Source organism: Pseudomonas sp. NFACC43 (assembly GCF_900119645.1).
GTDB lineage: Bacteria > Pseudomonadota > Gammaproteobacteria > Pseudomonadales > Pseudomonadaceae > Aquipseudomonas.
In genome coordinates this window covers 13,402-40,397 of the sequence record NZ_FPKK01000006.1, presented here as the reverse complement: position 1 = coordinate 40,397, position 26,996 = coordinate 13,402, and the positions used below count along the sequence as shown (strand labels likewise).

The 26,996-nt window shown below is 64.0% G+C and carries 20 protein-coding genes; 5 read left to right on the top strand and 15 right to left on the bottom strand.

What is annotated here, in order from left to right:
- Positions 1 to 15: 15 nt before the first annotated feature.
- From gltB to BT179_RS26990, 4 genes are all read left to right on the top strand, one after another.
- Entirely contained in the window at positions 16 to 4,464 is a 4,449-nt protein-coding gene (gene gltB, locus BT179_RS12120; RefSeq protein WP_072397989.1) for a glutamate synthase large subunit, read from the top strand.
- A 33-nt stretch (positions 4,465 to 4,497) separates the two neighbouring features.
- On the top strand, positions 4,498 to 5,916 hold the full coding sequence (locus BT179_RS12115; RefSeq protein WP_047225960.1) for an FAD-dependent oxidoreductase: 1,419 nt from the start codon (positions 4,498 to 4,500) through the stop codon (positions 5,914 to 5,916).
- 252 nt (positions 5,917 to 6,168) lie between these two features.
- Complete coding sequence (gene hemE, locus BT179_RS12110) at positions 6,169 to 7,236, top strand: uroporphyrinogen decarboxylase (protein WP_072397990.1); 1,068 nt, start codon at positions 6,169 to 6,171, stop codon at positions 7,234 to 7,236.
- A 113-nt stretch (positions 7,237 to 7,349) separates the two neighbouring features.
- Positions 7,350 to 7,481, top strand: a complete 132-nt coding sequence (locus BT179_RS26990; RefSeq protein ID WP_256327883.1) for a hypothetical protein — start codon at positions 7,350 to 7,352, stop codon at positions 7,479 to 7,481.
- 36 nt (positions 7,482 to 7,517) lie between these two features.
- Here the strand turns inward: BT179_RS26990 and BT179_RS12105 are convergent, their stop codons facing one another.
- Entirely contained in the window at positions 7,518 to 8,693 is a 1,176-nt protein-coding gene (locus tag BT179_RS12105; protein WP_231991119.1) for an MFS transporter, read from the bottom strand.
- Positions 8,694 to 8,912: 219 nt separating this feature from the next.
- Between BT179_RS12105 and BT179_RS12100 the strand changes: the two genes are divergently transcribed.
- Complete coding sequence (locus BT179_RS12100; protein ID WP_072397992.1) at positions 8,913 to 9,815, top strand: LysR family transcriptional regulator; 903 nt, start codon at positions 8,913 to 8,915, stop codon at positions 9,813 to 9,815.
- 102 nt (positions 9,816 to 9,917) lie between these two features.
- Here the strand turns inward: BT179_RS12100 and BT179_RS12095 are convergent, their stop codons facing one another.
- The 14 genes from BT179_RS12095 to BT179_RS12030 form a co-directional block, all read right to left on the bottom strand.
- Positions 9,918 to 14,003 carry a dermonecrotic toxin domain-containing protein gene (locus BT179_RS12095; RefSeq protein ID WP_072431658.1) on the bottom strand — a complete coding sequence of 1,362 codons (4,086 nt, stop codon included), beginning with the start codon at positions 14,001 to 14,003 and terminating at the stop codon, positions 9,918 to 9,920.
- Positions 14,004 to 14,199: 196 nt separating this feature from the next.
- On the bottom strand, positions 14,200 to 15,426 hold the full coding sequence (locus tag BT179_RS12090) for a beta-ketoacyl-ACP synthase (RefSeq protein WP_072397994.1): 1,227 nt from the start codon (positions 15,424 to 15,426) through the stop codon (positions 14,200 to 14,202).
- The gene (gene fabG / locus BT179_RS12085; RefSeq protein WP_072397995.1) at positions 15,426 to 16,154 is read right to left on the bottom strand and encodes a 3-oxoacyl-ACP reductase FabG; all 729 of its coding nucleotides are present in this window, start codon (positions 16,152 to 16,154) and stop codon (positions 15,426 to 15,428) included. Before fabG ends, BT179_RS12090 begins: the two co-directional genes overlap by 1 nt.
- A complete protein-coding gene (locus BT179_RS12080; protein WP_072397996.1) occupies positions 16,151 to 16,618 on the bottom strand; it encodes a hotdog family protein in 468 nt (155 codons plus the stop codon). The genes fabG and BT179_RS12080 overlap by 4 nt, the downstream gene beginning before the upstream one ends.
- Positions 16,615 to 17,811: a beta-ketoacyl-[acyl-carrier-protein] synthase family protein gene (locus BT179_RS12075; protein WP_072397997.1), complete on the bottom strand. Its 1,197-nt coding sequence runs from the start codon at positions 17,809 to 17,811 to the stop codon at positions 16,615 to 16,617. The genes BT179_RS12080 and BT179_RS12075 overlap by 4 nt, the downstream gene beginning before the upstream one ends.
- Complete coding sequence (locus tag BT179_RS12070) at positions 17,808 to 18,311, bottom strand: DUF3261 domain-containing protein (RefSeq protein WP_371128616.1); 504 nt, start codon at positions 18,309 to 18,311, stop codon at positions 17,808 to 17,810. Before BT179_RS12070 ends, BT179_RS12075 begins: the two co-directional genes overlap by 4 nt.
- On the bottom strand, positions 18,311 to 19,039 hold the full coding sequence (locus BT179_RS12065) for a class I SAM-dependent methyltransferase (protein WP_072431657.1): 729 nt from the start codon (positions 19,037 to 19,039) through the stop codon (positions 18,311 to 18,313). The genes BT179_RS12070 and BT179_RS12065 overlap by 1 nt, the downstream gene beginning before the upstream one ends.
- A 10-nt stretch (positions 19,040 to 19,049) precedes the next feature.
- On the bottom strand, positions 19,050 to 20,297 hold the full coding sequence (locus BT179_RS12060) for an NAD(P)/FAD-dependent oxidoreductase (protein WP_072431656.1): 1,248 nt from the start codon (positions 20,295 to 20,297) through the stop codon (positions 19,050 to 19,052).
- Between the two features lie 39 nt (positions 20,298 to 20,336).
- Complete coding sequence (locus tag BT179_RS12055) at positions 20,337 to 22,670, bottom strand: MMPL family transporter (protein ID WP_072398000.1); 2,334 nt, start codon at positions 22,668 to 22,670, stop codon at positions 20,337 to 20,339.
- Positions 22,654 to 23,247: an outer membrane lipoprotein carrier protein LolA gene (locus tag BT179_RS12050; RefSeq protein ID WP_072398001.1), complete on the bottom strand. Its 594-nt coding sequence runs from the start codon at positions 23,245 to 23,247 to the stop codon at positions 22,654 to 22,656. The genes BT179_RS12055 and BT179_RS12050 overlap by 17 nt, the downstream gene beginning before the upstream one ends.
- On the bottom strand, positions 23,244 to 23,669 hold the full coding sequence (locus tag BT179_RS12045; RefSeq protein WP_072431655.1) for an acyl-CoA thioesterase: 426 nt from the start codon (positions 23,667 to 23,669) through the stop codon (positions 23,244 to 23,246). Before BT179_RS12045 ends, BT179_RS12050 begins: the two co-directional genes overlap by 4 nt.
- Positions 23,662 to 25,206, bottom strand: coding sequence for an HAL/PAL/TAL family ammonia-lyase (gene hutH, locus BT179_RS12040; RefSeq protein WP_072431654.1), 1,545 nt, complete (start codon positions 25,204 to 25,206; stop codon positions 23,662 to 23,664). Before hutH ends, BT179_RS12045 begins: the two co-directional genes overlap by 8 nt.
- Positions 25,187 to 26,125 carry an LpxL/LpxP family acyltransferase gene (locus BT179_RS12035; protein ID WP_072398004.1) on the bottom strand — a complete coding sequence of 313 codons (939 nt, stop codon included), beginning with the start codon at positions 26,123 to 26,125 and terminating at the stop codon, positions 25,187 to 25,189. The genes hutH and BT179_RS12035 overlap by 20 nt, the downstream gene beginning before the upstream one ends.
- Positions 26,122 to 26,856 (bottom strand): glycosyltransferase family 2 protein, encoded by a 735-nt coding sequence (locus BT179_RS12030; RefSeq protein WP_072398005.1) that lies wholly within the window; start codon positions 26,854 to 26,856, stop codon positions 26,122 to 26,124. Before BT179_RS12030 ends, BT179_RS12035 begins: the two co-directional genes overlap by 4 nt.
- Between the last annotated feature and the right edge of the window lie 140 nt (positions 26,857 to 26,996).

The following is a 26,996-nucleotide window of genomic DNA, read 5'->3' as shown; positions in this document are numbered from 1 at the left end:
GGTGAGAAAGTGTCTATGAAAGCAGGTCTGTACCAACCAGATGAATTCAAGGATAACTGCGGTTTTGGCCTGATAGCCCATATGCAGGGCGAGCCTAGCCATACCCTTTTGCAAACCGCCATTGAGGCCCTGACCTGCATGACCCACCGCGGTGGGATCAACGCCGACGGCAAGACCGGTGACGGTTGCGGCTTGCTGATCCAGAAGCCTGACGAGTTCCTGCGCGCCGTTGCCCAGGAAACGTTTGGCGTGACCCTGCCCAAGCAGTACGCGGTGGGCATGGTGTTCTTCAATCAGGACCCGGTGAAGGCGCAGGCCGCTCGCGAGAACATGAACCGCGAGATCCTGGCCGCTGGCCTGCAACTGGTTGGCTGGCGCAAAGTGCCGATCGACACCAGCGTCCTCGGCCGCCTGGCCCTGGAGCGCCTCCCGCTGATCGAACAGGTGTTCATCGCTGGTGAAGGCCTGAGCGACCAGGAAATGGCGATCAAGCTGTTCAGTTCCCGTCGTCGTTCGTCCGTGGCCAACGCTGCCGACACCGACCACTACATCTGCAGCTTCTCCAACAAGACCATCATTTATAAAGGCCTGATGATGCCGGCGGACCTCGCCGCGTTTTATCCGGACCTGAGCGACGAGCGCCTGAAAACCGCCATCTGCGTGTTTCACCAGCGCTACTCCACCAACACCTTGCCGAAATGGCCGCTGGCCCAGCCATTCCGCTTCCTCGCCCACAACGGCGAGATCAACACCATCACCGGCAACCGCAACTGGGCCCTGGCCCGTCGCACCAAGTTCGCCAACGACCTGATGCCGGACCTCGAAGAGCTTGGCCCGTTGGTCAACCGCGTGGGGTCGGACTCCTCGAGCATGGACAACATGCTCGAGCTGATGGTGACCGGTGGTATCGACCTGTTCCGTGGCGTACGCATGCTCGTGCCGCCGGCCTGGCAGAACGTCGAGACGATGGATCCGGACCTGCGTGCCTTCTACGAATACAACTCCATGCACATGGAGCCGTGGGACGGCCCGGCGGGGATCGTCATGACCGACGGTCGCTACGCCGTTTGCCTGCTGGATCGTAACGGTCTGCGTCCAGCGCGCTGGGTCACCACCACCAACGGTTTCATCACCCTGGCATCGGAAATCGGCGTCTGGAACTACCAGCCCGAGGACGTCATCGCCAAGGGCCGCGTGGGCCCGGGCCAGATCTTCGCCGTGGATGTCGAGACCGGCCAGATCCTCGACACCGACGCCATCGACAACCGTCTCAAGTCCCGTCATCCATACAAGCAATGGCTGCGCAAGAATGCCCTGCGCATCCAGGCGACCATGGAAGACAACGACCACGGCTCGGCTTTCTACGATGTCGACCAGCTCAAGCAGTACATGAAGATGTACCAGGTCACCTTCGAGGAGCGTGACCAGGTGCTGCGCCCACTGGGCGAGCAGGGCTACGAAGCGGTCGGTTCCATGGGCGACGACACGCCGATGGCGGTGCTGTCGCAACGCGTGCGCACGCCGTACGACTATTTCCGCCAGCAGTTCGCCCAGGTCACCAACCCGCCGATCGACCCGCTGCGTGAAGCGATCGTGATGTCCCTGGAAATCTGCCTGGGCGCCGAGCGCAATATCTTCCAGGAGTCCCCGGAGCACGCCTCACGGGTGATCCTCAGCTCGCCGGTCATTTCCCCGGCCAAGTGGCGCTCGCTGACCAACCTCGATCGCCCGGGCTTCCAGCGCCAGGTCATCGACCTGAACTACGACGAGAGCGTCGGCCTGGAAGCGGCCATCCGCAATGTCGCCGACCAGGCTGAAGAAGCCGTGCGCGCCGGTCGTACCCAGATCGTGCTCAGCGACAGGCACATCATGCCCGGCAAGCTGCCGATCCATGCTTCGCTGGCCACGGGTGCGGTGCACCATCGCCTGACCGAAAAAGGCTTGCGCTGCGATTCCAACATCCTCGTGGAAACCGCCACCGCCCGCGACCCGCATCACTTCGCGGTGCTCATCGGTTTCGGTGCCTCGGCGGTCTACCCGTTCCTGGCCTACGAAGTGCTGGGCGACCTGATTCGTACCGGTGAAGTGCTGGGCGACCTCTACGAGGTTTTCAAGAACTACCGCAAGGGCATCACCAAGGGCCTGCTCAAGATCCTGTCGAAGATGGGCATCTCCACCATTGCGTCCTACCGCGGTGCGCAACTGTTCGAGGCCATCGGCCTGTCCGAAGAAGTATGCGAGTTGAGCTTCCGTGGCGTGCCGAGCCGCATCAAGGGTGCGCGTTTCGTCGACATCGAAGCCGAGCAGAAAGCCCTGGCCGCCGAAGCCTGGAGCCCGCGCAAGCCGATCCAGCAAGGTGGCCTGCTGAAGTTCGTCCACGGCGGCGAATACCATGCCTACAACCCGGATGTGGTCAATACCCTGCAGGCCGCCGTGCAGCAGGGCGACTACGCCAAGTTCAAGGAATACACGTCGCTGGTGGACAACCGTCCGGTGTCGATGATCCGTGACCTGCTCAAGGTCAAGACCCTCGACACGCCGCTGGACCTCAGCGAAGTGGAACCCCTGGAGTCGGTGCTCAAGCGCTTCGATTCCGCCGGTATTTCCCTCGGCGCCCTGTCCCCGGAAGCCCACGAAGCACTGGCCGAAGCCATGAACCGCCTCGGTGCGCGTTCCAACTCCGGTGAGGGCGGCGAAGATCCGGCGCGCTACGGCACCATCAAGAGCTCGAAAATCAAGCAGGTGGCCACCGGTCGTTTCGGTGTCACACCGGAATACCTGGTCAATGCCGAGGTACTGCAGATCAAGGTCGCCCAGGGCGCCAAGCCCGGTGAAGGCGGCCAGCTGCCTGGCGGCAAGGTCAACGGCCTGATCGCCAAGCTGCGTTATGCCGTGCCCGGCGTGACCCTCATCTCGCCGCCGCCGCATCACGACATCTACTCGATCGAAGACCTGTCGCAACTGATCTTCGACCTCAAGCAGGTGAACCCCAAGGCGCTGGTTTCGGTGAAACTGGTGGCGGAGGCCGGCGTCGGCACCATTGCCGCCGGTGTGGCCAAGGCCTATGCCGATCTGATCACCATCTCCGGCTATGACGGCGGCACCGGTGCGTCGCCGCTGACTTCGATCAAGTATGCCGGTGCGCCGTGGGAACTGGGCCTGGCCGAAACCCACCAGACCCTGCGCGGCAACGACTTGCGCGGCAAGGTCCGGGTGCAGACCGACGGTGGCCTGAAAACCGGCCTGGACGTGATCAAGGCCGCCATCCTCGGTGCCGAGAGCTTCGGCTTCGGTACCGCGCCGATGATCGCGCTGGGCTGCAAGTACCTGCGCATCTGCCACCTGAACAACTGCGCCACCGGCGTGGCGACCCAGAACGAGAAGCTGCGCAAGGACCACTACATCGGCACCGTCGACATGGTGGTGAACTTCTTCACCTACGTGGCCGAGGAAACCCGTGAGTGGCTGGCCAAGCTGGGCGTGCGCTCGCTCGAAGAGCTGATCGGCCGTACCGACCTGCTGGAAGTGCTCGAAGGCCAGACCGCCAAGCAGCATCATCTGGACCTGACCCCGTTGCTGGGCAGCGACCACATTCCGGCGGACAAGCCGCAGTTCTGCCAGGTGGACCGCAACCCGCCGTTCGACAAGGGCGAGCTGGCCGAGAAGATGGTCGACATGGCCACTTCGGCGATCAACGACCTGAGCGGCGCGGAGTTCGAACTGGACATCTGCAACTGCGATCGCTCCATCGGTGCGCGGATCTCCGGCGAGATCGCCCGCCGCCATGGCAACCAGGGCATGGCCCAGGCGCCGATCACATTCCGCTTCAAGGGCACCGCTGGCCAGAGCTTCGGCGTCTGGAACGCCGGCGGCCTGAACATGTACCTGGAAGGCGATGCCAACGACTACGTCGGCAAGGGCATGACCGGCGGCAAGCTGGTCATCGTTCCGCCCAAGGGCAGCGCCTATCGCACCCAGGACAGTGCCATCATCGGCAACACCTGCCTGTACGGCGCCACTGGCGGCAAGCTGTTCGCCGCCGGTACCGCGGGCGAGCGTTTCGCCGTGCGCAACTCCGGGGCCCACACCGTGGTGGAGGGGACCGGCGATCACTGCTGCGAATACATGACCGGTGGTTTCGTCTGTGTGCTGGGCAAGACCGGTTACAACTTTGGCTCTGGCATGACCGGCGGTTTCGCCTACGTGCTCGACCAGGACAACACCTTCGTTGACCGGGTCAACCACGAACTGGTGGAAATCCAGCGGATCAGCGGCGAGGCGATGGAAGCCTACCGCAGCCATCTGCAACGCGTGCTGGACGAGTATGTCGAGGAAACCCACAGCGAGTGGGGGCGTGAGCTCGCCGAGAACCTCGATGACTACGTCCGCCGTTTCTGGCTGGTCAAGCCCAAGGCTGCCAACCTGAAGTCGTTGCTTTCCAGCACCCGTGCCAACCCGCAGTGATATGCGCCTGAAGAGTTTGATGAGGTTTTAACAATGGCTGAACGTCTGAGTAACGACTTCCAGTTCATCGATGTCGGGCGCAAGGATCCGAAGAAGAAACTGTTGCGTCAACGCAAGAAAGAGTTCGTGGAAATCTACGAGCCCTTCAAACCCCAGCAGTCGGCCGACCAGGCCCACCGCTGCCTGGGGTGCGGTAACCCGTACTGCGAATGGAAGTGCCCGGTGCACAACTTCATTCCCAACTGGTTGAAGCTGGTGGCCGAGGGCAACATCCTCCAGGCCGCCGAACTGTCCCACCAGACCAACACCCTGCCGGAAGTCTGTGGCCGGGTGTGCCCGCAGGACCGCCTGTGTGAAGGTGCCTGCACCTTGAACGACGGTTTCGGCGCGGTGACCATCGGTTCGGTGGAGAAGTACATCACCGACACCGCGTTCGCCATGGGTTGGCGCCCGGACATGTCCAAGGTCAAGCCGACCGGCAAGCGGGTCGCCATCATCGGTGCCGGCCCGGCGGGCCTGGGCTGTGCCGACGTGCTGGTGCGCGGCGGCGTGACCCCGGTGGTATTCGACAAGAACCCGGAGATCGGTGGCCTGCTGACCTTTGGCATCCCCGAGTTCAAGCTGGAAAAGACCGTGCTGAGCAATCGTCGCGAAGTCTTCACCGGCATGGGCATCGAGTTCCGCCTGAACACCGAGGTGGGCAAGGACGTGACCATGGAGCAACTGCTCGAAGAATACGATGCCGTGTTCATGGGCATGGGCACCTACACCTACATGAAGGGTGGCTTTGCCGGCGAAGACCTGCCCGGCGTGTACGACGCCCTGGATTTCCTGATCGCCAACGTCAACCGCAACCTGGGCTTTGAAAAGTCGCCGGAAGATTTCGTCGACATGAAGGGCAAGAAGGTCGTGGTGCTCGGCGGTGGCGACACGGCGATGGACTGCAACCGGACTTCGATCCGCCAGGGCGCCAAGTCGGTGACCTGTGCCTATCGTCGTGACGAGGCCAACATGCCCGGCTCGCGCAAAGAGGTGAAGAACGCCAAGGAAGAAGGGGTGAAGTTCCTCTACAACCGCCAGCCGATCGCCATTGTCGGTGAAGACAAGGTCGAAGGCGTGAAGGTGGTCGAGACCCGTCTGGGCGAGCCAGACGCCCGTGGTCGTCGCAGTCCCGAGCCGATCCCGGGTTCCGAAGAGATCATCCCGGCCGACGCCGTGGTCATCGCCTTCGGTTTCCGTCCGAGCCCGGCGCCATGGTTCGAGCAGTTCAGCATCCAGACCGACAGCCAGGGCCGTGTGGTGGCTCCGGAGCAGGGCCAGTACAAGCACCAGACCAGCAACCCGAAGATCTTCGCCGGCGGCGACATGGTACGGGGCTCCGACCTGGTGGTGACGGCGATCTTCGAAGGCCGCAACGCGGCGGAAGGGATCCTGGATTACCTGGGGGTCTGATCACTTCCTAACGCTGGAGTGCGATCAGATGTGGGAGCGAGCTTGCTCGCGATAACGGTGGATCAGTCAACGAACATGTTGAATGTGATGCCCTCATCGCGAGCAAGCTCGCTCCCACAATTGTTTTTTGGTGTTGCTGAACATTGCATGACACCGCGACAAATTGCCCCGATAGATAAAAGGCACGGCTCTTGCCGTGCCTTTTGCGTCGCGCTCTGAGAAAATGCCCGCACTTTTTTTCCGGATGCCGACATGACTGCCCTGAAGAACGATCGTTTCCTTCGCGCCCTGCTCAAGCAACCCGTAGACGTCACCCCTGTGTGGATGATGCGCCAGGCCGGTCGCTATCTGCCGGAGTACCGCGCCAGCCGCGCCAAGGCCGGCGATTTCATGAGCCTGTGCATGAACCCGCAATTCGCTTGCGAGGTCACGCTGCAGCCCCTGGATCGTTACCCGCAGCTGGATGCGGCGATCCTGTTCTCCGACATCCTCACCATCCCCGACGCCATGGGCCAGGGTCTGTATTTCGAGACCGGCGAAGGCCCACGCTTCAAGAAGGTCGTCAGCTCCCTGGCCGACATCGAGGCATTGCCGATCCCGGATCCGCAAAAGGACCTGGGCTACGTCATGGATGCGGTCAGCACCATTCGCCGCGAGCTCAACGGTCGCGTGCCGTTGATCGGTTTTTCCGGCAGCCCCTGGACCCTGGCGACCTACATGGTCGAAGGCGGTTCGTCCAAGGACTTCCGCAAGACCAAGGCGATGCTCTACGACAACCCGCAAGCCATGCACCTGCTGCTGGACAAGCTGGCGCAGTCGGTCACCTCCTACCTCAATGGCCAGATCATGGCCGGGGCGCAGGCGGTGCAGATCTTCGACACCTGGGGCGGCAACCTGTCGGCGGCGGCCTATCAGGAGTTCTCCCTGGCCTATATGCGCAAGATCGTCAGCGGCCTGATTCGCGAACATGAAGGGCGCCAGGTACCGGTGATCCTGTTCACCAAGAATGGCGGCCTGTGGCTGGAGAGTATCGCCGACGCGGGCGCCGATGCCCTGGGCCTGGACTGGACCTGCGATATCGGCAACGCCCGTGCGCGGGTCGGTGACAAGGTGGCCCTGCAAGGCAACATGGACCCGACCGTCCTCTACGCCAAGCCTGAAGCCATTCGTGCCGAGGTTGGTCGAATCCTGGCCAGCTACGGTAAGGGCAGCGGCCACGTATTCAACCTGGGTCACGGCATCACCCCGGAAGTCGATCCGGAACACGCCGGTGCTTTCCTGCGCGCCGTGCATGAGTTGTCGGCGCAATACCACGGCTGATCAAAGCCTGCTCACCCAGCCTGCCGGGATTCGTTCCAGGCAGGCTTTTTTTCGCCTCTTTATCATTCACTTTGAATAAGAGCGCTTCGGCGGCATCAACGAAGATCTCGACGATGGCCAGTGGCGATGTCAATCGACTGCTCGACTGGCTGGATCGGCACGAGCGGGATGGTGCGACCCTGCAGACGCTGAGCCTGGAAGTGCGCGAGGGAATCCTGGAGGCGCGGATGACGATGCAGCAATGACCCGGGCGGCAGGCCCGGGCTCGATCAATCTCCAGGCTAGACCTGCATGTTGCCCGGCAACACCGGTAGCTTGGCCAGTTTCAATGCCACCCCCAACGCAATCACCAGCAAGGCCCCGATGAACAATCCGATGCCGTTCCAGCCACCCAGGTGCCAGGCCACGCCACCGGCCGTGCCCGCGATACTCGAACCCGCGTAGTAGCTGAACAGGTAGAGCGATGAGGCCTGCCCCTTGGCTCTGGTTGCCCGGCGACCGATCCAGCTGCTGGCGACGGAGTGGGCACCGAAGAACCCGAAGGTGAACACCAGCATGCCCAGGATCACCAGGGACAGCGGAGTGAACAGAGTCAGCACCAGGCCTGCCAGCATCAGTGCAATGGTCGCCCAGAGCATCTTGCGGCGACCCAGTTTGTCGGCCAGCGAGCCGACCTTGGCCGAACTGTAGATACCCGACAGGTACACCACCGACAGCAAGCCGACGAACGCCTGGTCCAGATGATAAGGCGCGGCCAGCAGGCGGTAGCCGATGTAGTTGAACAGCGTCACGAACGCCCCCATCAACACGAACGCTTCGAGAAACAGCAGTGGCAACCCGGCATCGCGAAAGTGCATGGTGAACCCTTCCAGCAGGCTGCGTGGGTGCAGCGAGCGCGGACGGAAGTTGCGCGACTCGGGAAGAATCCTCCAGAACACCGCCGCGGCGATCAGTGCGAGACCGCCGATCACCAGCATCGCGGTGTGCCAACTGACGAAGTCGATCAGTACGCCGGCGATCAGCCGTCCGGACATGCCGCCGATGGCGTTGCCGGCGATATACAGGCCCATCGCCAGGCCGATGTGCTTGGGATGGATTTCTTCGCTCAGGTAGGTCATGGCCACGGCCGCCAGTCCGCTCAACGACAGCCCCACGAGGGCGCGCAGTACCAGTACGCCTTGCCAGGTGGGCATCATGGCGCTGGCAATCGTGCACAACGCCGCGGCGAACAGCGCCGCGACCATCACCGGCTTGCGGCCGATGCGGTCGGAGATCGGACCGGTGATCAAAAGGCCGATGGCGAGCAAGGCGGTCGCCACCGACAGGATCAGGCTGCTCTGGGCGGCGTTGATGGAAAACTCCGCCGACAACAGCGGCATCATCGGCTGCACGCAATACAGCAGGGCGAACGTCGCGAACCCGCCGCAGAACAGCGCCAGGACTGTATGCATGAACATCGAGGTGCCTTTCTCGATGTAGATGTCCGCCAGTTGCCCAGCGACGTTGTCCGGCTGGGGAGGGATTTCATGGGCCAGGGGGGCGACAGCAGTTTTCACGATGAACCTCGGGGGAAGCACGGCCAGGCAGGCAATGAAAAAAGCATATAGCCGGCTAATGTTTCTATCCAATATATTGTTCGACCTGTTTAAGACGTTGAACGACTTATTGGAAGGCCCATGGAATTGCGTCATCTGCGTTACTTCATCGCCGTCGCCGAGGAGCTTCATTTCGGCCGTGCCGCGCTGGCGCTGGGTATCTCCCAGCCTCCCTTGAGCCAGCAGATCCAGGCGTTGGAACAGGAGATTGGCGCGCGTCTGTTCGAGCGCACCAATCGTCGGGTCGAACTGAGCGAAGCCGGGCGGCTGTTTCTGGAAGAGGCGCGACGGGTCCTGGCCCAGGTCGACAAGGCGGCTGACGTAGCCCGCCGCGCCCAGCAGGGGGAACTGGGCGAGTTGAAAATCGGGTTCACCTCCTCGGCGCCGTTCAATTCCACCATCCCCCAGGCGATCTTCTCCTTTCGCCAGCGATTTCCGGCCGTGCACCTGAACCTGCGGGAAATGAGCAGTACCCAGGTGGCCGATGCGCTGGTGGACGAGGCGATCGAAGTCGGCATCATGCGCCCGTTGCCGCTGCCCGACTCCCTGAGTGTCATCGAGTTGAGCCGCGAACCCCTGGTGGCCGTGCTCAGCGCCAAGCATCCACTGGCCCAGGGCAATGAGGAGGGGCTGTTTCTATCGGCGCTGGCCCATGAACCCTTTGTATTCTTTCCCCGCAGCTACGGCAGCGGCCTGTATGCGCAGCTCCTGAACCTGGCTCGCGACGCCGGCTTCAGTCCGCATTTCGCCCAGGAGGCCGGGGAAGCCATGACCATCATAGGCCTGGTGGCGGCGGGGCTGGGTGTTTCGGTGCTGCCGGCGTCTTACCAGCGGATGCGAATCGATGGCGTGGTCTATCGACCGCTGCTCGACCCCGCGGCGGTGTCGGCCGTGTGGCTGGTACAGCGCAAGGACCAGCGTTCGCCGATGGCCAAGGGGTTCGTGGCGTTGTTGACCGACGAGGGGGCTTTGTCTGTTTCCTGATGCCGGACAGGAGCCTCTCGGCCGGAAGTGACGCGGTCAAAACCATCCTCGTTCGCGAGCAAGCCCTGTCCACAGGGCTTGCCTTTGGTCGGTCAGTTTTACTCAGCCCTCCCAGACCGTCGCAGGTTTATTGACGTGATAGTCGTAGAAGCCCTGGAGTATCCAGCTATCACCCTTGCGTTCGAACGCCGCGCGCCAGGCCCCTCTGCCGCCGCCGGGGGAGAGCTGGGCCATGTCGTACCAGTAGAACCTGTTGATTCTCTTGGTGGTGGCCCTGCCGGCGCGGATGTCGTCCATGATCTGCGTGATCCTGGTCTTGGCCGCGTCGGGGAAGCTGTTGTAGGACATCTGTGTTTCCGCCAGGGTATTGGCGCTTACGGTGAACCTGTCCTTGACCGGCGATGCTTGCGGCGGGGCTACAGGCGTGCTGGTGGTCGGGGTCTTGCCAGGCACTTTTTTCGAAGGGACCTGGGTCACCACCTCGATATCGAAGGCGTCGTAGTTGGAAAGTTTTCTGCTGAAATCCGTGATGTCCTCCTGGGTCACCAGTAGCGTTTTGCGCAGTGATTTGCCCTTGTTGATGATGAGATAAGGAATCCTGTTGTTGCGGATTTCCGTCAGGAGCCCGGGCTTGTGTCGTTTCTGCATTTCTTCCCTGAAGATCTGCAGCTTCTTGCTCTTGTACAGCGCAAGGTTTTCAGGCGTTTCCTTGTACTCTTTCTTGGCGGCCTCGACTTCAGGTCCTTCCCCGGGGAAGTCGGTCCCCAGCTCGCGCCAGACTCTTTGTTCGGCAGCGGCAACCACATCATGGATATCCGCCTGTATCTTGGTCATCGCGGCTTTCTTCTTGCCCTGTTCGGGGATGATCGTGACGAACAGTGCGCCGGTGAGGTTGTCGGGCAGGGACGACATCATCATCTTGAAATTGCCTTCACTGTCGAAAAGCTCGCGCCTGAGCGGCAGTGTCATGTCGAAGATTCGGATTTTCTGGGTCGAGTTGAGTTGCAGGCCTTGGGGCTGGAGGTCCTGGGTGCAGTAATCGACGGCTTGCCATACGTTGTATTTGTACAGCAGGTTTTCGTGGTGGACCTTATGTGGCGTGAAGCTGCGCAGTCCTTTGTTTATGGCGTCTATCCGTGAGCGATAGGTGTCTATGTTGTCGACGCCGAGGTCGCTCATGCTCTCGCGCAGGATACGCTCTGCCAGTTCGTCGGGCATCGAGTAGATGACCTTTCTCGCGATGGAGACCACCTTGCGCGAAGGCCAGTGATGATCCACCAGGACCCCCTCGACCAGGGCGTTGCAGGTTTTGCGTTGCGCAGTTTCGGGAGTCCGGCTGAACAGACTCAGCAGGTTTCCCCCGCCGAGCAGTCGCAGCGGTTCCTGAAGTTGCCAGCGACCGTTTTTCCAGGCCACCCTTCGCTGGTTCGACCGATTGTTGGACGCGTAGATAATCTGCTCGCCTTCCTGTATCGCAGTCTTGCAATAGTCCTTGCCCAGCTTCAGGTAGCCCTGCCCGCCGGCATCCCGATACCGGTCACGACCTTCGGACGCCAACCCCTTGCCGTTGAAACCCTTCAGGACAAAAGGCTCCAGTTCCGGGTTCGGCATTCGAGCAAGCGACGACAGCCTCGGGCGCTCCTTGCTGCGACGGTGTGCCGCGCGGGCCATGATCAGGTCCTGTCCGGCCTCTGCCAACACCTCGCCCAGCCCGTGGATAAAGTCCCCTGCCCACTGGCTGAAGCTGCCGTCCTCGTCCTTGATCGCCGATACCGCGGCGCCGCCGGCCATGGTCGGCAGGATCGCGCGCCCCAGTACTCCGCCCAGGCGGCCGGCATAGAACATGGCCATGGCGCCGGTCAATAACGCGACACCCTTTCTGCGTCCTTCCTGTGCCGCGGTGCTGTCGCGCTCGGCATTGCTTACGGTCAGCGAGTCGGCGGTCTTGATTGCATGGGTTATCTGGGTCTCGTGCAGCGCCTTGAACAGGTCTGCCTTGACCACGGGCGAATAGACATTCGACGCAAAGTCATCCAGGACCCTGTGTCTTATCCACGAGAAGCTCGGTTGCGTGATCTTCCTTATCTTCTCGTTGAGCGTCAGGTTCTCCGAGGCCGGCACCAGGCTGGCAAGCTGGTCGGCTTGCTCGAGCAAGGGCAATTGCGAGATCAGCCAGCGGGTCATGTCCAGCGTGGCCGTGAGTGTCCGCACCAGCGCGGCTTCCAGCTCTCGGTCGCTGTTGGCATCGATGTCCCTGAACGTCTTGCCGTCTGGTGCCCCGGGCGTATACAGCGTCAGCGAGGGGCGACTCGCCAGTGTCCTGACGCCGAACGCGAGGATTTCCTTCAGCACGCTGTCGCCCCACTGGACCTGCCGGACCACCACCTCGTGGCCATTGACCTTTCTGCGCCCTTCCGGCGCCGGACTGTCCAGTGCCGCCAGCACCAGGTTGAGTCCGGTCTTGTCCCGGTCGTGCCTCAGGTCGCCGGAGATATGGGCGGCCCAAGCCTGGGCCCGCATCTGTTTCGCCTTGACGGCCATCCATTGCGGCTGGCGAGTACGTGCGGCCAGTTGCAGTTCGGCCGGTAGACGGGCGCCCACGTTCGCCCGCTCGATGACCTCCACGATCTGCGCGAAGCTCAGCGGCCCCTCCACGCTAACGTGGGTGGCATTGCGTTCCTGCGGGGTCAGGTTGGACATGGCCCACTGCGTCATGGAGCGCCGGTCATCCACGATGGCTTTCACCGGGTCGCGTGAAATGCCAGAACCAAACGGCGATTCACCCGTCGGGGCGTGTGGATCGAGGATCTGTTTGCGGATCCCCAGGACGATCCGGTCAGGGTCGGCTGATGGGTGTTTTTCCTTGACGAATCGGACAAGCAGCTCGCGGATCCGCGCCTGGAGCGCGTCCTGGGTCGCCAGGGTCACCGGGTCCGGCGGGGGCGACACATCGTCCAGGGTTTTCTGCAGGTCCTGCACCGCCCGCCACCAGGCCACGCGGTCGGAGCCCGTGACGTTCGGGTTGCCGTGCAACCAGTCGTCCAGTTTTTTCTGGTTCAGCCGCAGTTCGCGCTCGTCCATGGCTGCGGCCAGGTCCAGCCTGTCCCCGATGTTCGCCGCGGCATCGATCCTGGCCACCCACGCGCTGAGTCTTTCGTCTTCGGCCGGGCCGTCCAGCAAGGTGTCATGCACTGCCGCCTTTTGCGTTGCGCGCAGGTCGGCGACCAGATGAGCGAGGAAGTTCTGCGTCATGGGCGCAATGTGCACCCTGTCCCCGGCGTTATCGTGCTGCGCCAGGCCGGCTTTCAGGGCGGCCAGGTCCCGGTAGATCTCCAGCGGTTCGCCCGGGCTGTACAGCAGTGCATGTCCGGGATGGTCTTGGCTGTCGTGCTGGGTCAGCGCAATGGCGGAGGTCAGCGGTACGCTGAATCCCCAGCCTTCGGGGGTCAACGCCAAGGCGTGGATGCCAGGTCGCAGCCGCTCCGTGATGCTGGCGCGAGAGGCCGCGTCCGGGGCCGATACCCCCAGGTCGGCCACTGCCTTGTGCATCTGCGGGCTCAACGTTCCGTCCAGATGATGAAGATCGGCCTGGGCCTTTAGCTGAACACCGAACTCCATTGCCAGCCAGTCGCTGACGTGGCGTTCCTGGGTGAACTCGGTGGATCCATCCCAGAAGTCGTCCAGTGCCTGCGCCAGAAGCTCTGCGAACGATTCCGCCAGGGTGTCGCTCAAGCGCTTGATTTCTTCCTTTGCGATGCGGGTGTTCAGTGCCACGGGCATCTGGGTGGTTTCGCCCTGGTTCGTGATGACGTCGACGTTGTCCAGTTCGAGGAAAAACGCCTGTGTATCGACCCTGCCGGCGATTGCCCGCCAGAGCAGCGTGTCGAGGGCCACCGTGTCCGTCACCCTGCGCGTCGCCGGTCCGTCGCTGTTGCGTTGTGCGGGGGGGATGGCCTCGTCTCGCCATGTGTACAGGGCCAGCTCTTTTACATCGACCGTGTCCGCGATGGCGGGAAAGGTGCGTTTGAACCAGTCGTCCAGGTGCCGCGTCGCGATCTGCGATGCCCTTGGAATGGCATCGTTCAGGCGGATCATCCGCTGTTGCGACGCCTCGAGCTGGGTGGTCAGTGCGGTGCCATTGGCCTGGGGCGGGTTGAAAGACGGTGTGGGCGGGTGGTTGTCCGGCATGATCTCTTCCTGAGCAGTTTTCGGAAGGACAACCTAGTGGAGCAGCACCGGGAGAGGGCGGTACATAGATACCGCACCTGATGGCCGTGGGCGGTGTACGAAAGGATGGGCGTGATGCAGCCCATCAAGCTTGCGAGCCCCCTGGGCGCGAGCAGGCTCGCCCCAGGGTGAAAGGTCTGCGTGAGAAGAAACCGCGTCAACGCCAGCGACGGAAGATCAGTGAGGTGTTGACCCCGCCAAAGGCAAAGTTGTTGTTCATCACGTACTCGTTGCTCATCGAGCGGAACTCATTGCGCAGGTAGTCGAGCTTGCCGCATTGAGGGTCGACTTCGTCGAGGTTGAAGGTGTGCACGTAGCGGTCGCGGTTCATCATTTCGATGCTGAACCAGGACTCCAGCGCTCCGCACGCACCCAGGGTATGGCCGAGGAAGCTTTTCTGCGAGCTGATGGGCATGTGTTCGCCGAACAGGCTGCTGGTGGCCAGGGTTTCGGCGATGTCGCCCTGTTCGGTGGCAGTGCCGTGACCGTTGACGTAGCCGATGGCGGCCGGTGCGAGGCCGGCGTCTTCCAGGGCCAGTTCCATGGCCCGGCGCATGGTGGTCTGCTCGGGGCGGGTGGTGTGCTGGCCGTCGGCGTTGCTGCCAAAGCCTACGACTTCGGCATGGATCCGCGCGCCACGGGCCAGGGCATGTTCCAGTTCCTCGAGAACCAGCATGCCGGCACCTTCGCCGATGACCAGGCCGTCGCGGCCCTTGTCGTAGGGGCGTGGGCTGCTTTGGGGCGCATCGTTCTTCAGGCTGGTGGCGTAGAGGGCGTCGAAGACCATCGCTTCGGTCGGGCACAGTTCTTCCGCGCCGCCGGCCAGCATCATCGGCAAGCGCCCGAACTTGATCGACTCATAGGCGTAGCCGATGCCCTGGCTGCCGCTGGTGCAGGCGCTGGACGTAGGGATCAGCCGCCCGGTGAGGCCGAAGAAGATGCTGATATTGGCCGCCGTGGTGTGGGGCATCATCCGCACGTAGGAGTTGGCGTTCAGCCCCTCGGCCACGGAATTGAGCAGCATGTTGCCGAACGCCTTGATCTCGTCGGTACTGCCGGTGGACGAGCCGCAGGCCACGCCCATGCGCCCGTCCCGGATCGAGGCGTCGTGCAGCAGTCCGGCGTCGGCCAGGGCCTGTTCCGATGCGCCCACCGCCAGGCGTGACACCCGGCCCATGCTGCGCAGTTGCTTGCGGGTCCAGTGGGCCGGGACCTGGAAGTCATCGACGGGCCCGGCCAGGCGGGTGTTCAGTTCAGTGAAGCGGTTCCACTCGTCCATGTACCGGATGCCGCTGCGGTTGGCGGCGAAGTTGGCGGCGATGGTATCCCAGTCGCTGCCCAGGGAGGTGATGCCGGCCATGCCGGTGACGACGACGCGCTTCATCAGCACAGGCCTCCGTTGACGGACAGGACCTGCCGGGTGATGTAGCCGGCTTCGGCGGACATCAGGAAGTTCACCGCGCCGGCCACTTCTTCCGGGGTGCCCATGCGCTGGGCGGGGATCATTTTCATCAGTTCTTCCACGGGCACGTTTTCATCGAGCATGGCGGTATCGATCAGGCCAGGGGCGACGCAGTTGACGGTGATCCTGCGCTTGCCCAACTCGATTGCCAACGCCTTGGCCGCCCCGATCAGTCCGGCCTTCGAGGCGCTGTAGTTGACTTGGCCGCGGTTGCCGATCAAGCCCGAGACCGAGGTGATGCAGACGATCCGTCCGGCGGCGCGGCGACGGATCATCGGCATCATCACCGGGTGCAGCACGTTGTAGAAACCGTCGAGGTTGGTGCGCATCACGCTGTCCCAGTCTTCTTCGCTCAGGGCCGGGAACGCGCCGTCGCGGGTCAGGCCGGCGTTGAGCACCACCCCGTAATAGGCGCCGTGGGCCTCGACATCGGCCTCAAGGATGGCTTTGCAGGCGGCACGGTCGGATACGTCGAATTGCAGCACCCGGGCATTACGGCCCAGGGCCTGGATTTCGTTCTGGACGGCGTCGGCCTCGGCGCGACCGCTGCGGCAGTGCAGCACGATGTCATGGCCTGCCTGGGCCAGGCGCAGGGCGATGGCGCGGCCGATGCCACGGCTGGAGCCGGTGACCAGTACGGATTCAGTCATGGCTGGTTTCCTGTTGCGGACGGTTCATGGAGATAGTGGGCGGATTGGGGCGGGCGGAACACATTCAGCCGGGCCGTGGCATGGATGCCGGGTGCGTCGATGTGGCACTCGAATACGCCCATGCCGTTGTCGTCTTCCAGGGAGCGCAGGCCATGGATGGCCAGTTCGGTGCCGACTGGAAAATATTCGACGTTGCATTCGAACTTGCGGGTGCCGAGCAGAAAGCCCAGCTCCACGGCATCGCCACGCTGGCGCGCATGGCAGCCGGCGAACGCCGCGACGCTCTGGGCCATCAGCTCGATGCCGACCCAGGCCGGCAGTCCACCGTCGTCGCGGCTGAACGGCCCGCCGGCCTTGACGGTGGCATGGGTATGGATCTGTTCATCGTCGAACGCCACGATGCGGTCGATGAGAATCATGTCGCCTGCGTGGGGCAGCAGTTCGGCGGGCGGCCAATCGATCATGGGGCGTCTCCGATAATCAGGCTGACGTTGTTGCCACCGAAGGCGAACGAGTTGCTCATCAGGCGACGGGGCGAAGTCGCCTTCAGGTGGCTGTCGATGCCGGTCCAGTTCAGTGTCGGCAATTCAGGATCGGCCTGGCCGTCCCAGATGTGGGGCGGCAGGGTCAGGTTGGGATTTTCGGCGCTCAGGCTCAGCCAGCAGAATGCCGCTTCCAGCGCTCCGGCCGCGCCGAGGGTATGGCCGGTCATGGGTTTGGTGGACGAGCAGGGGACACCCGCTGGAAACAGCCCGGCGACGGCCAGGCTTTCCATGGCGTCGTTGTGTTGCGTGGCGGTACCGTGCAGGTTCAGGTAGTCGATCTGGCTGGCGACAAGGCCGGCGCAGTGCAGGGCCTTCTCCATGGCCTGGCGGGCGCCGCGACCGCTGGGCTCGGGGGCGGAAATATGATGGGCGTCGGAGCTGGCCCCGTCGCCGAGCAAGGCGATCGGCGGTCCGTCGCCAGGTGCCCTGCTCATCAGGAACAGCACCGCCGCTTCGCCGATGTTGATGCCGTTGCGGTTCACCGAAAAGGGGTTGCAGCGTTCGCTGGACACCGCTTCCAGCGCCGAAAAGCCGTTGAGTGTCAGTTTGCACAGGCTGTCCACGCCGCCGCAAAGCACCGCGTCGCACAGGCCCAGGTCGAGCAGGCGTCGGGCACTCATCAGGGCGCGGGCACTGGAGGTGCAGGCGGTGGAAATCGCGTAGGACGGGCCGCACAGGCCGAGCCAGTCGGACAGGAAATTGGCCGGCGCGCTGAGCTCCTGCTGCTGGTAATCGTAACCGTCGGGAAAATGCTGCTCGCGCAGGTAATGGGCGATGCCTCGGCTGGCTTCATCGATACCCGAGGTGCTGGTGCCCAGGACAATGCCGATGCGGGCGCGACCATGGGCCTGGATCGCCCGGTCGATTTCGGGACGAATCTGCAGCGCCGCCTCCAGCAGCAGCTGGTTGTTGCGACTGCCGTGGGCGGCCAGCGTTTCCGGGATGGGGGTCAGTTCACCGGCCACCGCCGCCACGGGCAAAGCGCGTTCGGCCACCCAGCCGTGCTCGATGCGCAGGCCCGAGCAGTCGCCGGCAAACAGGTTGCGCGCGACGCTGCGTTTATCGCGGCCCAGGGCGCAGATCACCCCGAGGGCATTCAAATAGGCGGTCATGGGGTGGTCTCGCTCAACGGTTTAATGCGGTAGCGCAGGCCTTGGGACAGGCTCAGTTCGAAATCCAGCGCCTGCTTGTAGCGCACCTGCCAGCGGGAATCCAGGGCTCGCTGCCGTTGCGGTTGTGCCTGCTGTCTGGCAGTGGGGTAGTTATCCGGCAGCTCGGCGTCCGGCGTCAGGGCGAACAGCAGCGCGGCGAACAGCTCCCGGGCTTCGGCATTGGGCGGCAACAGGCCGTCGGCCTGCCACTGGCCATCCACCAGGCGCTGCCGGGCCAGGGGAATGCCCAGCGGGTCCATCATCGACCAGCGGATGCCGGCGCCTTCGCGCTGGATCACCAGCAGCCAGTCCTGGCGCTGCCCGGCCAGTTGGCGTTCGATGTGCAATTGCAGCGGCAGCACCAGGGTCGGCGCGTGCTCGGGCAGTGGCGTGCGGCTGGCGCAGGCGCCGAGCAGCAAGAGACAGCCAAGGAGCAGGCTGTTGAGCAGTGGCGAACGCATCATCCGGCAACCTCTTCGAATGGCTTGCGGGCCACCACGTTGACCAGGGTTTCCTCTCGCTGGCCGAACGGCCGGGGACGGCGCAGGCCAAACCGTTCCAGCAGGCCGAAATCCCTGGCGCGACTCCACCACAGGTAAGGATAGGACACGTTACGCACCTCGAAACGGAAACCCTGGAGACGGATCATTTCCAGATACTGGGCGGCACTTTTCTGAACGTGCATGGGGTGGCGGAACAACCAGCGGATCACCCAGGTATCGATATAGGCCTTGGTGGATTCGGCGAACATCAGGTAGCCACCCGGCTTGAGCACGCGGTAGAACTCGGCGAGGGCTTTTTCCTGCTCCACCAGGTGATGAAAGGTCTGGTGGCAGAACAACAGGTCGACACTGGCATCCGGCACGGCCAGCACCGCGCAGTCGCTGCCGATCAGTTCCACGGTCATGCCCTGGCGTTCAGCCTCTTCGGCGCTCAATGCCAGGCTGTGGGGATCGGCATCCACGCCGATCAAGCGTTGCGGCGCGAACACCTGGCGCAGGTACTGGAACGATTTGCCCTGGCCGCAGCCGGCATCCAGCAGCACCGGACTGGCCGGAACCGCTGTGTCGAACAGGCTGCGCAGGTCGTTGATCGCCACTCGCAGCACATGGTGCTGCCAGGTGTGGCTGCGCAGGAACCAGAAGCCGAAATGGGTCTCCTGGACGTAGCTGTCGCTCAGGTAGCTCATGGCCGCTGGCTCATGGTGCCGTGCTCGCGCAGATTTCCGAAAGCATGCGCAGGCGTCGCTTGGGTTCGCTGACGAAGGGGTTGCTCTGGTCCCAGGCGTAGCCGGCCAGGATCGAGCTGATCATGCGGCGGATGTCGGCCGAGCCGTCGGTGTAGAAGATCACGTCCTGGAAGGTGCCGGCGTACCAGCCTTCCACGTAGCAACGGAAGGTATCGACGCCACGCTTGAGCGGTTCGGCGAATTCGCCCTGCCAGTCCACGCTTTCGCCCTGCAACTGGCGATGGAGCACGCCGGCGGCCATGCTCGCCGAACGCATGGCGATGGTCACGCCGGAGGAAAACACCGGGTCGAGGAATTCCGCGGCATTGCCCAGCAGGGCAAAGCCAGGCCCGTGCAGCGTCTTGACGTTGGCCGAGTACCCGCCGATGGTCCGCGCCGGAGTGTCCCACACGGCATCCTGCAGGACGCCGGCCAGGCTTGGGGTGTCGTCGATGAAACCACGCAGGCAGGCGTCGAGGTCGTCGGTGCCACCGGCGAAGTGCTCCGCCGCCGCGACCACGCCCACCGAGCAGCGACCGTCGCTGAACGGGATGGTCCAGAACCACACGTCGCGTTTGCTCGGGTGCGTGGTGATCAGGATCTTCTGCCGGTCGAAGGCCGGGTTGTCGATGCGATCCTCGATATGGGTGAACACGGCCTGGCGCAGCGGGAAGTTCGACGGTGCCTCCAGGTCCAACAGGCGCGGCAGGACCCGGCCATAGCCACTGGCATCGAGCACGAACTGCGCCTCGACCCGGTATTGGCTGCCGTCCTCGCGCTGCACGCCCAACTGTGGGCTGGGCAGGCTGAAGTCAGCGCTGGCGATGGTTTCGCCATAACGGATCTCTACGCCTTGCAACGCGGCCTGGTCGGCCAGCAGCTTATCGAAATCGGCGCGCTGGACCTGGAATGTGGTGGGCTTGCCGGCGCTGAAGGTATCGCCGAAATCGAAGGCGCTGTAGCGCTCGCCCCAGGCGAAGGCGGCACCGTTCTTGCGCTGGAACCCGGCAGCGTTCACCGCTTCGAGCATGCCCGCCTCTTCGACGAAATCCAGGCAGTGGGACAACAGGCTCTCGCCGATGGAGAACCGCGGGAAGTGCTGGCGCTCGATGACCAGCACGTCGTGCCCCTTGCGCTTGAGCAACGCGGCGGCGATGGCGCCGGAGGGGCCGGCGCCGATGACGACGACCTGGCGCCGTTCCATTTCAATCGTAGGCATATGCACTCCTTGCCGGGGCGATGAGGTTCAGGGAATGGGTCATGGGGCAGGCTCCGCCTCGGGGGGCTCATGGTGTCCGGCCCAGGGCGCCAGCAGGAAACTGAACGCCAGCCCCAGGCTTACCGCCAGGCCGAAGTTGCTCACCGCCGGTGTGCTGGAAAGCGCCAGCAGGCCGAACGACAGCCAGGTGGTGACTGCCGCCAGCAGGGTACCCAGCAGGCTCACTGCGGCCCCGCCGATCCGTTCGCGCATCAGGATCGCGTAGTCGACGCCGATGGCGGTCACCAGTAGCAGGCCGAACAGGCTGAACAGGGTCAACGGCTGGCCGAGCCAGCCCAGGCTCGCCAGGCTGCACATCGCGGCCAGCAGCGGCAGGGCGACGATGCGCAGGGCCGCGCCGACGCCGAACGGCCAGATCAGCAGCAGGACGATCAGCACACAGGACGCCAGCTTCAACTCGGCGGCACTGATTTGCGTGGCGGCGAAGACCCGGTTCAGATCGCCCAGGCGGTCTACCAGGTGCACGCCGGGCAGGTCCACCGCTTGCACCCGCAGCAGCGCCGCATCGTTCAAGCCCTGCAGGCTGACCACCGCGGCCACGCCTTGCGCTGTCGGCCCGAGCCAGAGCGTGCGATACGGTTCGGCCAGCGGCCCGGTGAGTGCAGTGCCTATGTCGGTAACGGGCAGGGCCTGCAATTGCGCGAGTTCCGCCTGCAACGCGCTGACCGGTACGCCCAGGTCCAGCAACGGCTGCCAGAACGCCGGCAACCGGGCCAGGGCTTCGCGCACCTTCTGCTGTTCGGCGGGAGGGCTGACCAACTGGTTCAGCGACAGGTAGCCCTGGAGTTTGTTCAGACCGATCAACTGGTCCAGGCGCTCGTTGAGCGCGGTCTGGCGTTCCAGCAATTGGGCCTGGTCGTCGGCGCGGATCAGGAAGAACTGGCTGGTCGGCTGGAAACCGGTGATCCGGGCGATCACCTGGGCTTCGTCCGTCAGGTGTTGGGGCGTGCCGATCCACTGGCGGATGTCGTTCTTGGTGCTCAGGTGCCAGAGGCCGCCGGCGCAGAAGATCAACAGCAGCACCAGCAGGATGGGCGTACAGACCCGCGCCAGCAGCGCTGCGCGGGCCTGGAGCAGGTGTTCGCAGAGCCGCAGCGGCCACTGGGCCGGACGCAGTTCGGCGCCGTTGAGCAGTGCCGGCAGCAGGCAGACCGCCGCGAGATAGGCTCCGGCCAGCCCGGCGGCGGAGAAGATCGCGATCTGGGTCAGCGCCGGGAAAGGTGTCCAGGCCAAGGCGAGGTAGCCGATGCAGGTGGTCGCCAGGCTCAGGCTCAGCCCGGGCAGGGTCAGGCGCAGGGCGGGCCAGCTGTGCCACGGCTTGAGGCTCCAGCTCTTGGACAGGTAGTGCAACGGGTAGTCCACCGCTACGCCGATCAGGCTGGAGCCCAGCACCAAAGTCATGACGTGTATGCGTCCGAACAGGGCCACGCAGGCCACCGCGCCGAACAGCATGCCCACCAGCACGGGCACGAACGCCAGCCACACCCGCAGGTTTCGGAAAGCCAGCAACAGCAGCAACAGGATGCCCACCGTCGCGCCACCGCCGACCCAGGTGATTTCACGCGAGGCTTGCTGCTGCCCGTTGGCCGCATAGAGCAGGCCGCTGGCGGCCAGCAACTGCCCCTGGGCCTGGCTCGCCTGGTCGCGGCTGCGCTGCAACAGCTGCGCCACTTGCAGCGGCAGGTTCATGTCGAAGGCGTCGCCATGGGTTCGGGCCCGCAGCAGCACCCAGTGCTTGCCGTCGGCTTCGGCGATCAGTGCTCCGCTGCTCACATCCAGCGTTACTGCGCCGTGTTGCGGCTGGCTGTTCTGGATGCGTCCGGTCAGTCCCAGCCAGTCGTCCTGGCTGGGTACCAGGCTGAAGCCGCTGAACGGATCGAACAAGGCTTGTACCCGTTGCTGGATGAATGCCTGGGGATGGTCGATCAACTGCTGGCGGTCCGTGGCCGACAGCATCGCCAGCCGGCCGTTGAGCAACTGCGTGCGCAATGCCGACAGATCGGCTTGCAGCGTCCATTGGACCTTGTCGAACAGTCCACTGGCCTGCCATTGCTGACCGAGGGTTTGCGCCAGCGCGATGGCCTGCTGGCGGTCGTGATGGCCCACCAGCACCAGTACCTCGCGGTTCAACGGTTCCTGCATGCGTCGCTCGGCAATGAGCTCCAGGGCATCGGGCGTGGTGCCCGGCACCAGTTCCATGAGATTGGCCGACAACGGCGCGCCGTTGCGCCACTGCCAGCCGGCCAGCGCCAGCACTGCCAGGAGCAAGGCCAGGAACAGCCAGGGCAGCTTGCGTTCACTCGGCAAAGTCATGTTGCTCCGCTTCGCTCAGGGGCTGTGCACTGGTGCTGTCTTGCATCCGCAGCACGGTGCTGTCGCCCTGGGTTTCCAGCAGCTCGATGCGCCGCACCAGCTCGCCGCCCTCGATGTCGATCCGGGTGAAGATCTGCTTGAGCAGTACCGAGCGCGGAACCAACTTGAGTGTCCACTGTTGCGCGGTACCCGTCAGGCTCAGTTCGAAATCCCGTTGCAGGCCGCTGCTGTCTCCCTGCAGCACGGCCATGAACAGGCGATTCTGTTCGGCGCCTTCGCTCTTGTTCGGCAGCATTTGCCAGGTGTCGCCGTCTCGTCGGGCGATGCCTCGGGCGGTGATCCGGTAGTCCTGTTGCAGCGGGGTTCGCAGTAGCCACAGCAGGCCGTGCTTCTGCGCCAGCACGAAATGCCCCTTGCTGATGAGGGGCTGGGGCAAGGCGCGCAGATGCTTTTCCTGGATGAACTGGCCGTGGATGACTTCCGGGCGGGCCAGTTGTTCGCTCAGTCGCTGCAGGTCGAAGGCCTGGGCCAGGGACGCCAGGCCCCAGAGCAACAGTCCCAGGTACAGGCGTTTCATGGCAATTTCCTTTCGACGGCTTCGACGAAGACCCGGGGCGAGGCCAGCAGCATTTCACGGGTCGCGATGTCCACGGCCACTTGCACAGAACTGGCGCGGGTCAGGCGCTCGCCGGTTTCCACGTCGCTGATCAGGTAATTGATCTTCAGGCGGTTCTCCCATTCCACCAGGCTGGCGCGCACGCTCAGGGCCTGGCCGAACACGGCGCTGCGCACATAGCGCAGTTGCAGGTCGATCACCGGCCATGCATAGCCGGAGGCGAGCATGTCGTTGTAGTTGTGGCCGATCAGGTCGAGCAGGGCGCAGCGGGCCACTTCCAGGTACTTGACGTAATGGCCATGCCAGACCACGTTCATCGAATCGACATCGAAAAACGGCACCACCACCTGGGTGTCGACGTGCAGCACTCCCTGACTACGCATGCAGCCTCCAGTGCCGTTCGGCGATGCGTTGCAGGCACAGGCGCAGTTCGCTTTCCAGGGCCCGGTCTTCGATGACCGGCGCGAAATCCCCGGCCAGTTCGGCGTGCATGGCGGCCAGGGCCGGCGGCAGTGGCCGCGCGTCTTCGCTGCGGCTGCGCAGCCATACGCCCTGGTTGGCCGCCAGCAGCGTCGCGGCGGCTACCTGCTCGGTCAGCTCCAGCACGCGGATCGCGTCCCGGGCGGCGATGGTGCCCATGCTCACCTTGTCCTGGTTGTGGCATTCGGTGGAGCGTGAGAACACGCTGGCCGGCAGGGTGTTCTTCAAGGCTTCGGCAGTCCAGGCGCTGGCACCGATCTGCACGGCCTTGAAGCCGTGGTTGAGCATCGCCCGCTCGGCGCTGGCGCCGGACAGGTTGCTCGGCAGGCCATGGTTGTAGCGCTCGTCCACCAACAGGGCGAGCTGGCGGTCCAGCAGGTCGGCAACGTTGGCCACCAGGTTCTTCAGGCTGTCCATGGCGAAGGCGATATGTCCGCCGTAGAAATGCCCACCGTGCAGGACCCGTTCGGCCTCGGCATCGATGATCGGATTGTCGTTGGCGCTGTTGAGCTCGGTTTCGATGAACGAGCGCAGCCAGCCCAGGCTGTCGGCCAGTACGCCGAGCACATGAGGGGCGCAGCGCAGGGAGTAACGATCCTGGAGGCGGTGCAACGGTGCGGTGGGGGCGTTGATCGCCAGGTCCTTGCGCAGCCACGCGGCCACTTGCATTTGCCCCGGATGAGGCTTGGCAGCGAACAGGCGCTCATCGAAATGTTCGGGGTTGCCTTGCAGGGCGACGACGTTCAGCGCAGTAATGCGGGTCGCCAATTGCAGCAGGTAGTCGGCCCGGGCGAAGGCCAGGCAGGCCAGGCCGGTCATCACGGCGGTGCCGTTCATCAGCGCCAGGGCTTCCTTGGGCCGCAGCACCAGCGGGGGCCAGCCCAGTTCGCGATGCACATCGGCCGCCAGGCGGCGCTCGCCGCGAAACAGCACGTCCCGTTCCCCCGACAGCGTGGCCGCGACGTAAGACAGGGGCGTCAGGTCGCCGCTGGCGCCCACCGAACCTTCTTCCGGGATGAGTGGCAGGATGTCGTGCTCGAGAAAGGCCTGGAGCCGTTCCAGCAGCTCCACCCGCACCCCGGACATGCCGTGGCACAGCGACTGCAAGCGTGCCGCCAGCACTGCGCGGGTGGCCTGGGCGTCCAGCAGCTTGCCCAGGCCACAGCCGTGGAAGGTGTACAGATGACGCGGCAAGGCCTCGACATGGTGCAGCGGCACGGCCACCACGCAAGAATCACCGTAGCCGGTGGTCACGCCGTAGATCACGCCTTCCTTGTCCAGCAAGGAGTCGAGGAACTGCGCGCCCTTGGCGATGCGCTGGCGGAACGCCGGGTCATCCTGAAGTTGCGTCGGCGCCTGACGATTGGCCAAGGCCAGCACGTCCTCGATGCGCAAGGGGCGTTCGCCAAAGGTTACCGGTTCAAGAGTGGGCATCGTCATCGGTCTTCCAGAAAGGGTAGAAATTGAACCACTGTTGCGGGGCCTGGAGGCAATACTGCGCCAGGCGTGCGGCATAGCGGCCGGCCCAATGGGCGATCACTTGTTCTCGGTCGCTGCGTTTCCATTCCACGGCCTCGGCGAAGGGTTCGAGGGTGACCCGATAGCGCCCCTCGTGCTTGAGGCACATCAGCAGGTTGACCGGACATTTGAGCAGGCCGGCCAGCAGCCATGGGCCCTGGGGGAACGCGGCGGGATGGCCCATGAAATCCACGGTCACGCTGCGCCCGCCGTGCAAGGGTATGCGGTCGCCGGCAATCGCCAGCCACTCGCCGCGCTCCAGGCGTTCGCTCAGTTGCAGCATGATCAACGGCTCCAGCTCGCTGACCTGGATCAGCCGCAGGTGCGTGGCGCCGGCCTCGCCCAGCAGGCGATTGAACTGCTCGGCGTGCTTGGTGTGCACCAGCACGTTCATGGTCACTTTCTCGCCCAGTTCGGCCAGGGCCCGGCACATTTCCAGATTGCCCAGGTGCGCCCCCACCAGCATCTGTCCACGCTCGCCCCGCAGGTGATTGCGCAGCAGCGCCGTATCGACGATTTCGATCTGCTCGATGCTCAATTTGCCGTTCCAGACGTCGAGCTTGTCCAGCAAGGAGTCGGCAAACGCCATGAACTGCCCGAAGACTCGTCGATGGGTCGGACGTAGTTCGGCACGGCCGCTCCAGTCGGCCAGGCGCCGCTGGTACTGCCACGCCGCATGGCGGGCGCTGCGGCCGAAGATAAAGAAGTACAGGACGATGCCGTACAGCAGCGGGCTCAGCAGCCGGCGCCCCAGCACCCGGGCAGCGAACGCGGTGAACTTCATCAGCCAGTAACTGCCGCGCTCCTGGCGGTCGGCCCAGTGCTGTTGGTCGGCGCTCATGTCCGCCACCGTCGCCAGAGAATCACGGGCAGGCGCACCAGCATGCCGAAGAACAGTCGGGTGTGCATGCGGGTAATCAGCACGTTGTCGTGGAACAGGCGAAAGTGCGAGACCCCGTCCTGGGGGTAGTGGACACGGGTGCGCAGCCAGCGCATCGGCTGATTGCGCCATGCCAGGCGCACCAGGATGTCCGAATCGAAGTCCATGCGCTTGCCGATGTTCGCCGAGCCGATCAGCGCCAGGGTCGCAGCCAGGGGATAGACCCTGAAGCCGCACATCGAATCGCGGATCTGCAGGGACAGGCTATTGATCCAGACCATCACATGAGTGAGGTAGCGGGCGTACAGACGACCTTTCGGTACGCTGGCATCGTATTGCGGATAACCGCAGATCAGGGCGTCCGGGTGGGTACGGGATTGATCGATGAAGGTCTTCACGTCACCCAGGTCATGCTGGCCGTCGGCGTCGACCTGCAAGGCATGGCTGAACCCCAGGCGCGAGGCTTCCCGCAGGCCGGTCATCACCGCGCCGCCCTTGCCCTGGTTGACTGCCAGCCTGATCAGATGGACACGCTCGTGTTCGGCCAGCCGCTCCAGCACGGCCGCGCAGGCCGGGCTGCTGGCGTCGTCCACCAAGACGCAGGGCAGGTCATTGGCGAGCAAGGCCTGCACCACCGCCGAGACGGCGGTCTCGTGGTTGTAGACCGGGATGACGGCGCAAGGGTTATGCATATCTTTCATCTGCCGCCCGTTTATCGTGGCCAGGGGATCTGGCGAAACGTTGCACCGCCCCGCTCGAGTGGGAAGCGCTCGCCATCAGTCTGTGCCGTTGCACAGGCTTCGGGGTTGCTGCGCAACCCTGCGGGGGTGAA

Excerpts from the sequence above, each read along its gene's own strand:
- gltB (WP_072397989.1), top strand. The coding sequence starts at position 16 with ATGAAAGCAGGTCTGTACCAACCAGATGAATTCAAGGATAACTGCGGT.
- BT179_RS12115 (WP_047225960.1), top strand. The coding sequence starts at position 4,498 with ATGGCTGAACGTCTGAGTAACGACTTCCAGTTCATCGATGTCGGGCGC.
- hemE (WP_072397990.1), top strand. The coding sequence starts at position 6,169 with ATGACTGCCCTGAAGAACGATCGTTTCCTTCGCGCCCTGCTCAAGCAA.
- BT179_RS26990 (WP_256327883.1), top strand. The coding sequence starts at position 7,350 with ATGGCCAGTGGCGATGTCAATCGACTGCTCGACTGGCTGGATCGGCAC.
- BT179_RS12105 (WP_231991119.1), bottom strand. The coding sequence starts at position 8,693 with ATGTTCATGCATACAGTCCTGGCGCTGTTCTGCGGCGGGTTCGCGACG.
- BT179_RS12100 (WP_072397992.1), top strand. The coding sequence starts at position 8,913 with ATGGAATTGCGTCATCTGCGTTACTTCATCGCCGTCGCCGAGGAGCTT.
- BT179_RS12095 (WP_072431658.1), bottom strand. The coding sequence starts at position 14,003 with ATGCCGGACAACCACCCGCCCACACCGTCTTTCAACCCGCCCCAGGCC.
- BT179_RS12090 (WP_072397994.1), bottom strand. The coding sequence starts at position 15,426 with ATGAAGCGCGTCGTCGTCACCGGCATGGCCGGCATCACCTCCCTGGGC.
- fabG (WP_072397995.1), bottom strand. The coding sequence starts at position 16,154 with ATGACTGAATCCGTACTGGTCACCGGCTCCAGCCGTGGCATCGGCCGC.
- BT179_RS12080 (WP_072397996.1), bottom strand. The coding sequence starts at position 16,618 with ATGATCGATTGGCCGCCCGCCGAACTGCTGCCCCACGCAGGCGACATG.
- BT179_RS12075 (WP_072397997.1), bottom strand. The coding sequence starts at position 17,811 with ATGACCGCCTATTTGAATGCCCTCGGGGTGATCTGCGCCCTGGGCCGC.
- BT179_RS12070 (WP_371128616.1), bottom strand. The coding sequence starts at position 18,311 with ATGCGTTCGCCACTGCTCAACAGCCTGCTCCTTGGCTGTCTCTTGCTG.
- BT179_RS12065 (WP_072431657.1), bottom strand. The coding sequence starts at position 19,039 with ATGAGCTACCTGAGCGACAGCTACGTCCAGGAGACCCATTTCGGCTTC.
- BT179_RS12060 (WP_072431656.1), bottom strand. The coding sequence starts at position 20,297 with ATGCCTACGATTGAAATGGAACGGCGCCAGGTCGTCGTCATCGGCGCC.
- BT179_RS12055 (WP_072398000.1), bottom strand. The coding sequence starts at position 22,670 with ATGACTTTGCCGAGTGAACGCAAGCTGCCCTGGCTGTTCCTGGCCTTG.
- BT179_RS12050 (WP_072398001.1), bottom strand. The coding sequence starts at position 23,247 with ATGAAACGCCTGTACCTGGGACTGTTGCTCTGGGGCCTGGCGTCCCTG.
- BT179_RS12045 (WP_072431655.1), bottom strand. The coding sequence starts at position 23,669 with ATGCGTAGTCAGGGAGTGCTGCACGTCGACACCCAGGTGGTGGTGCCG.
- hutH (WP_072431654.1), bottom strand. The coding sequence starts at position 25,206 with ATGACGATGCCCACTCTTGAACCGGTAACCTTTGGCGAACGCCCCTTG.
- BT179_RS12035 (WP_072398004.1), bottom strand. The coding sequence starts at position 26,125 with ATGAGCGCCGACCAACAGCACTGGGCCGACCGCCAGGAGCGCGGCAGT.
- BT179_RS12030 (WP_072398005.1), bottom strand. The coding sequence starts at position 26,856 with ATGCATAACCCTTGCGCCGTCATCCCGGTCTACAACCACGAGACCGCC.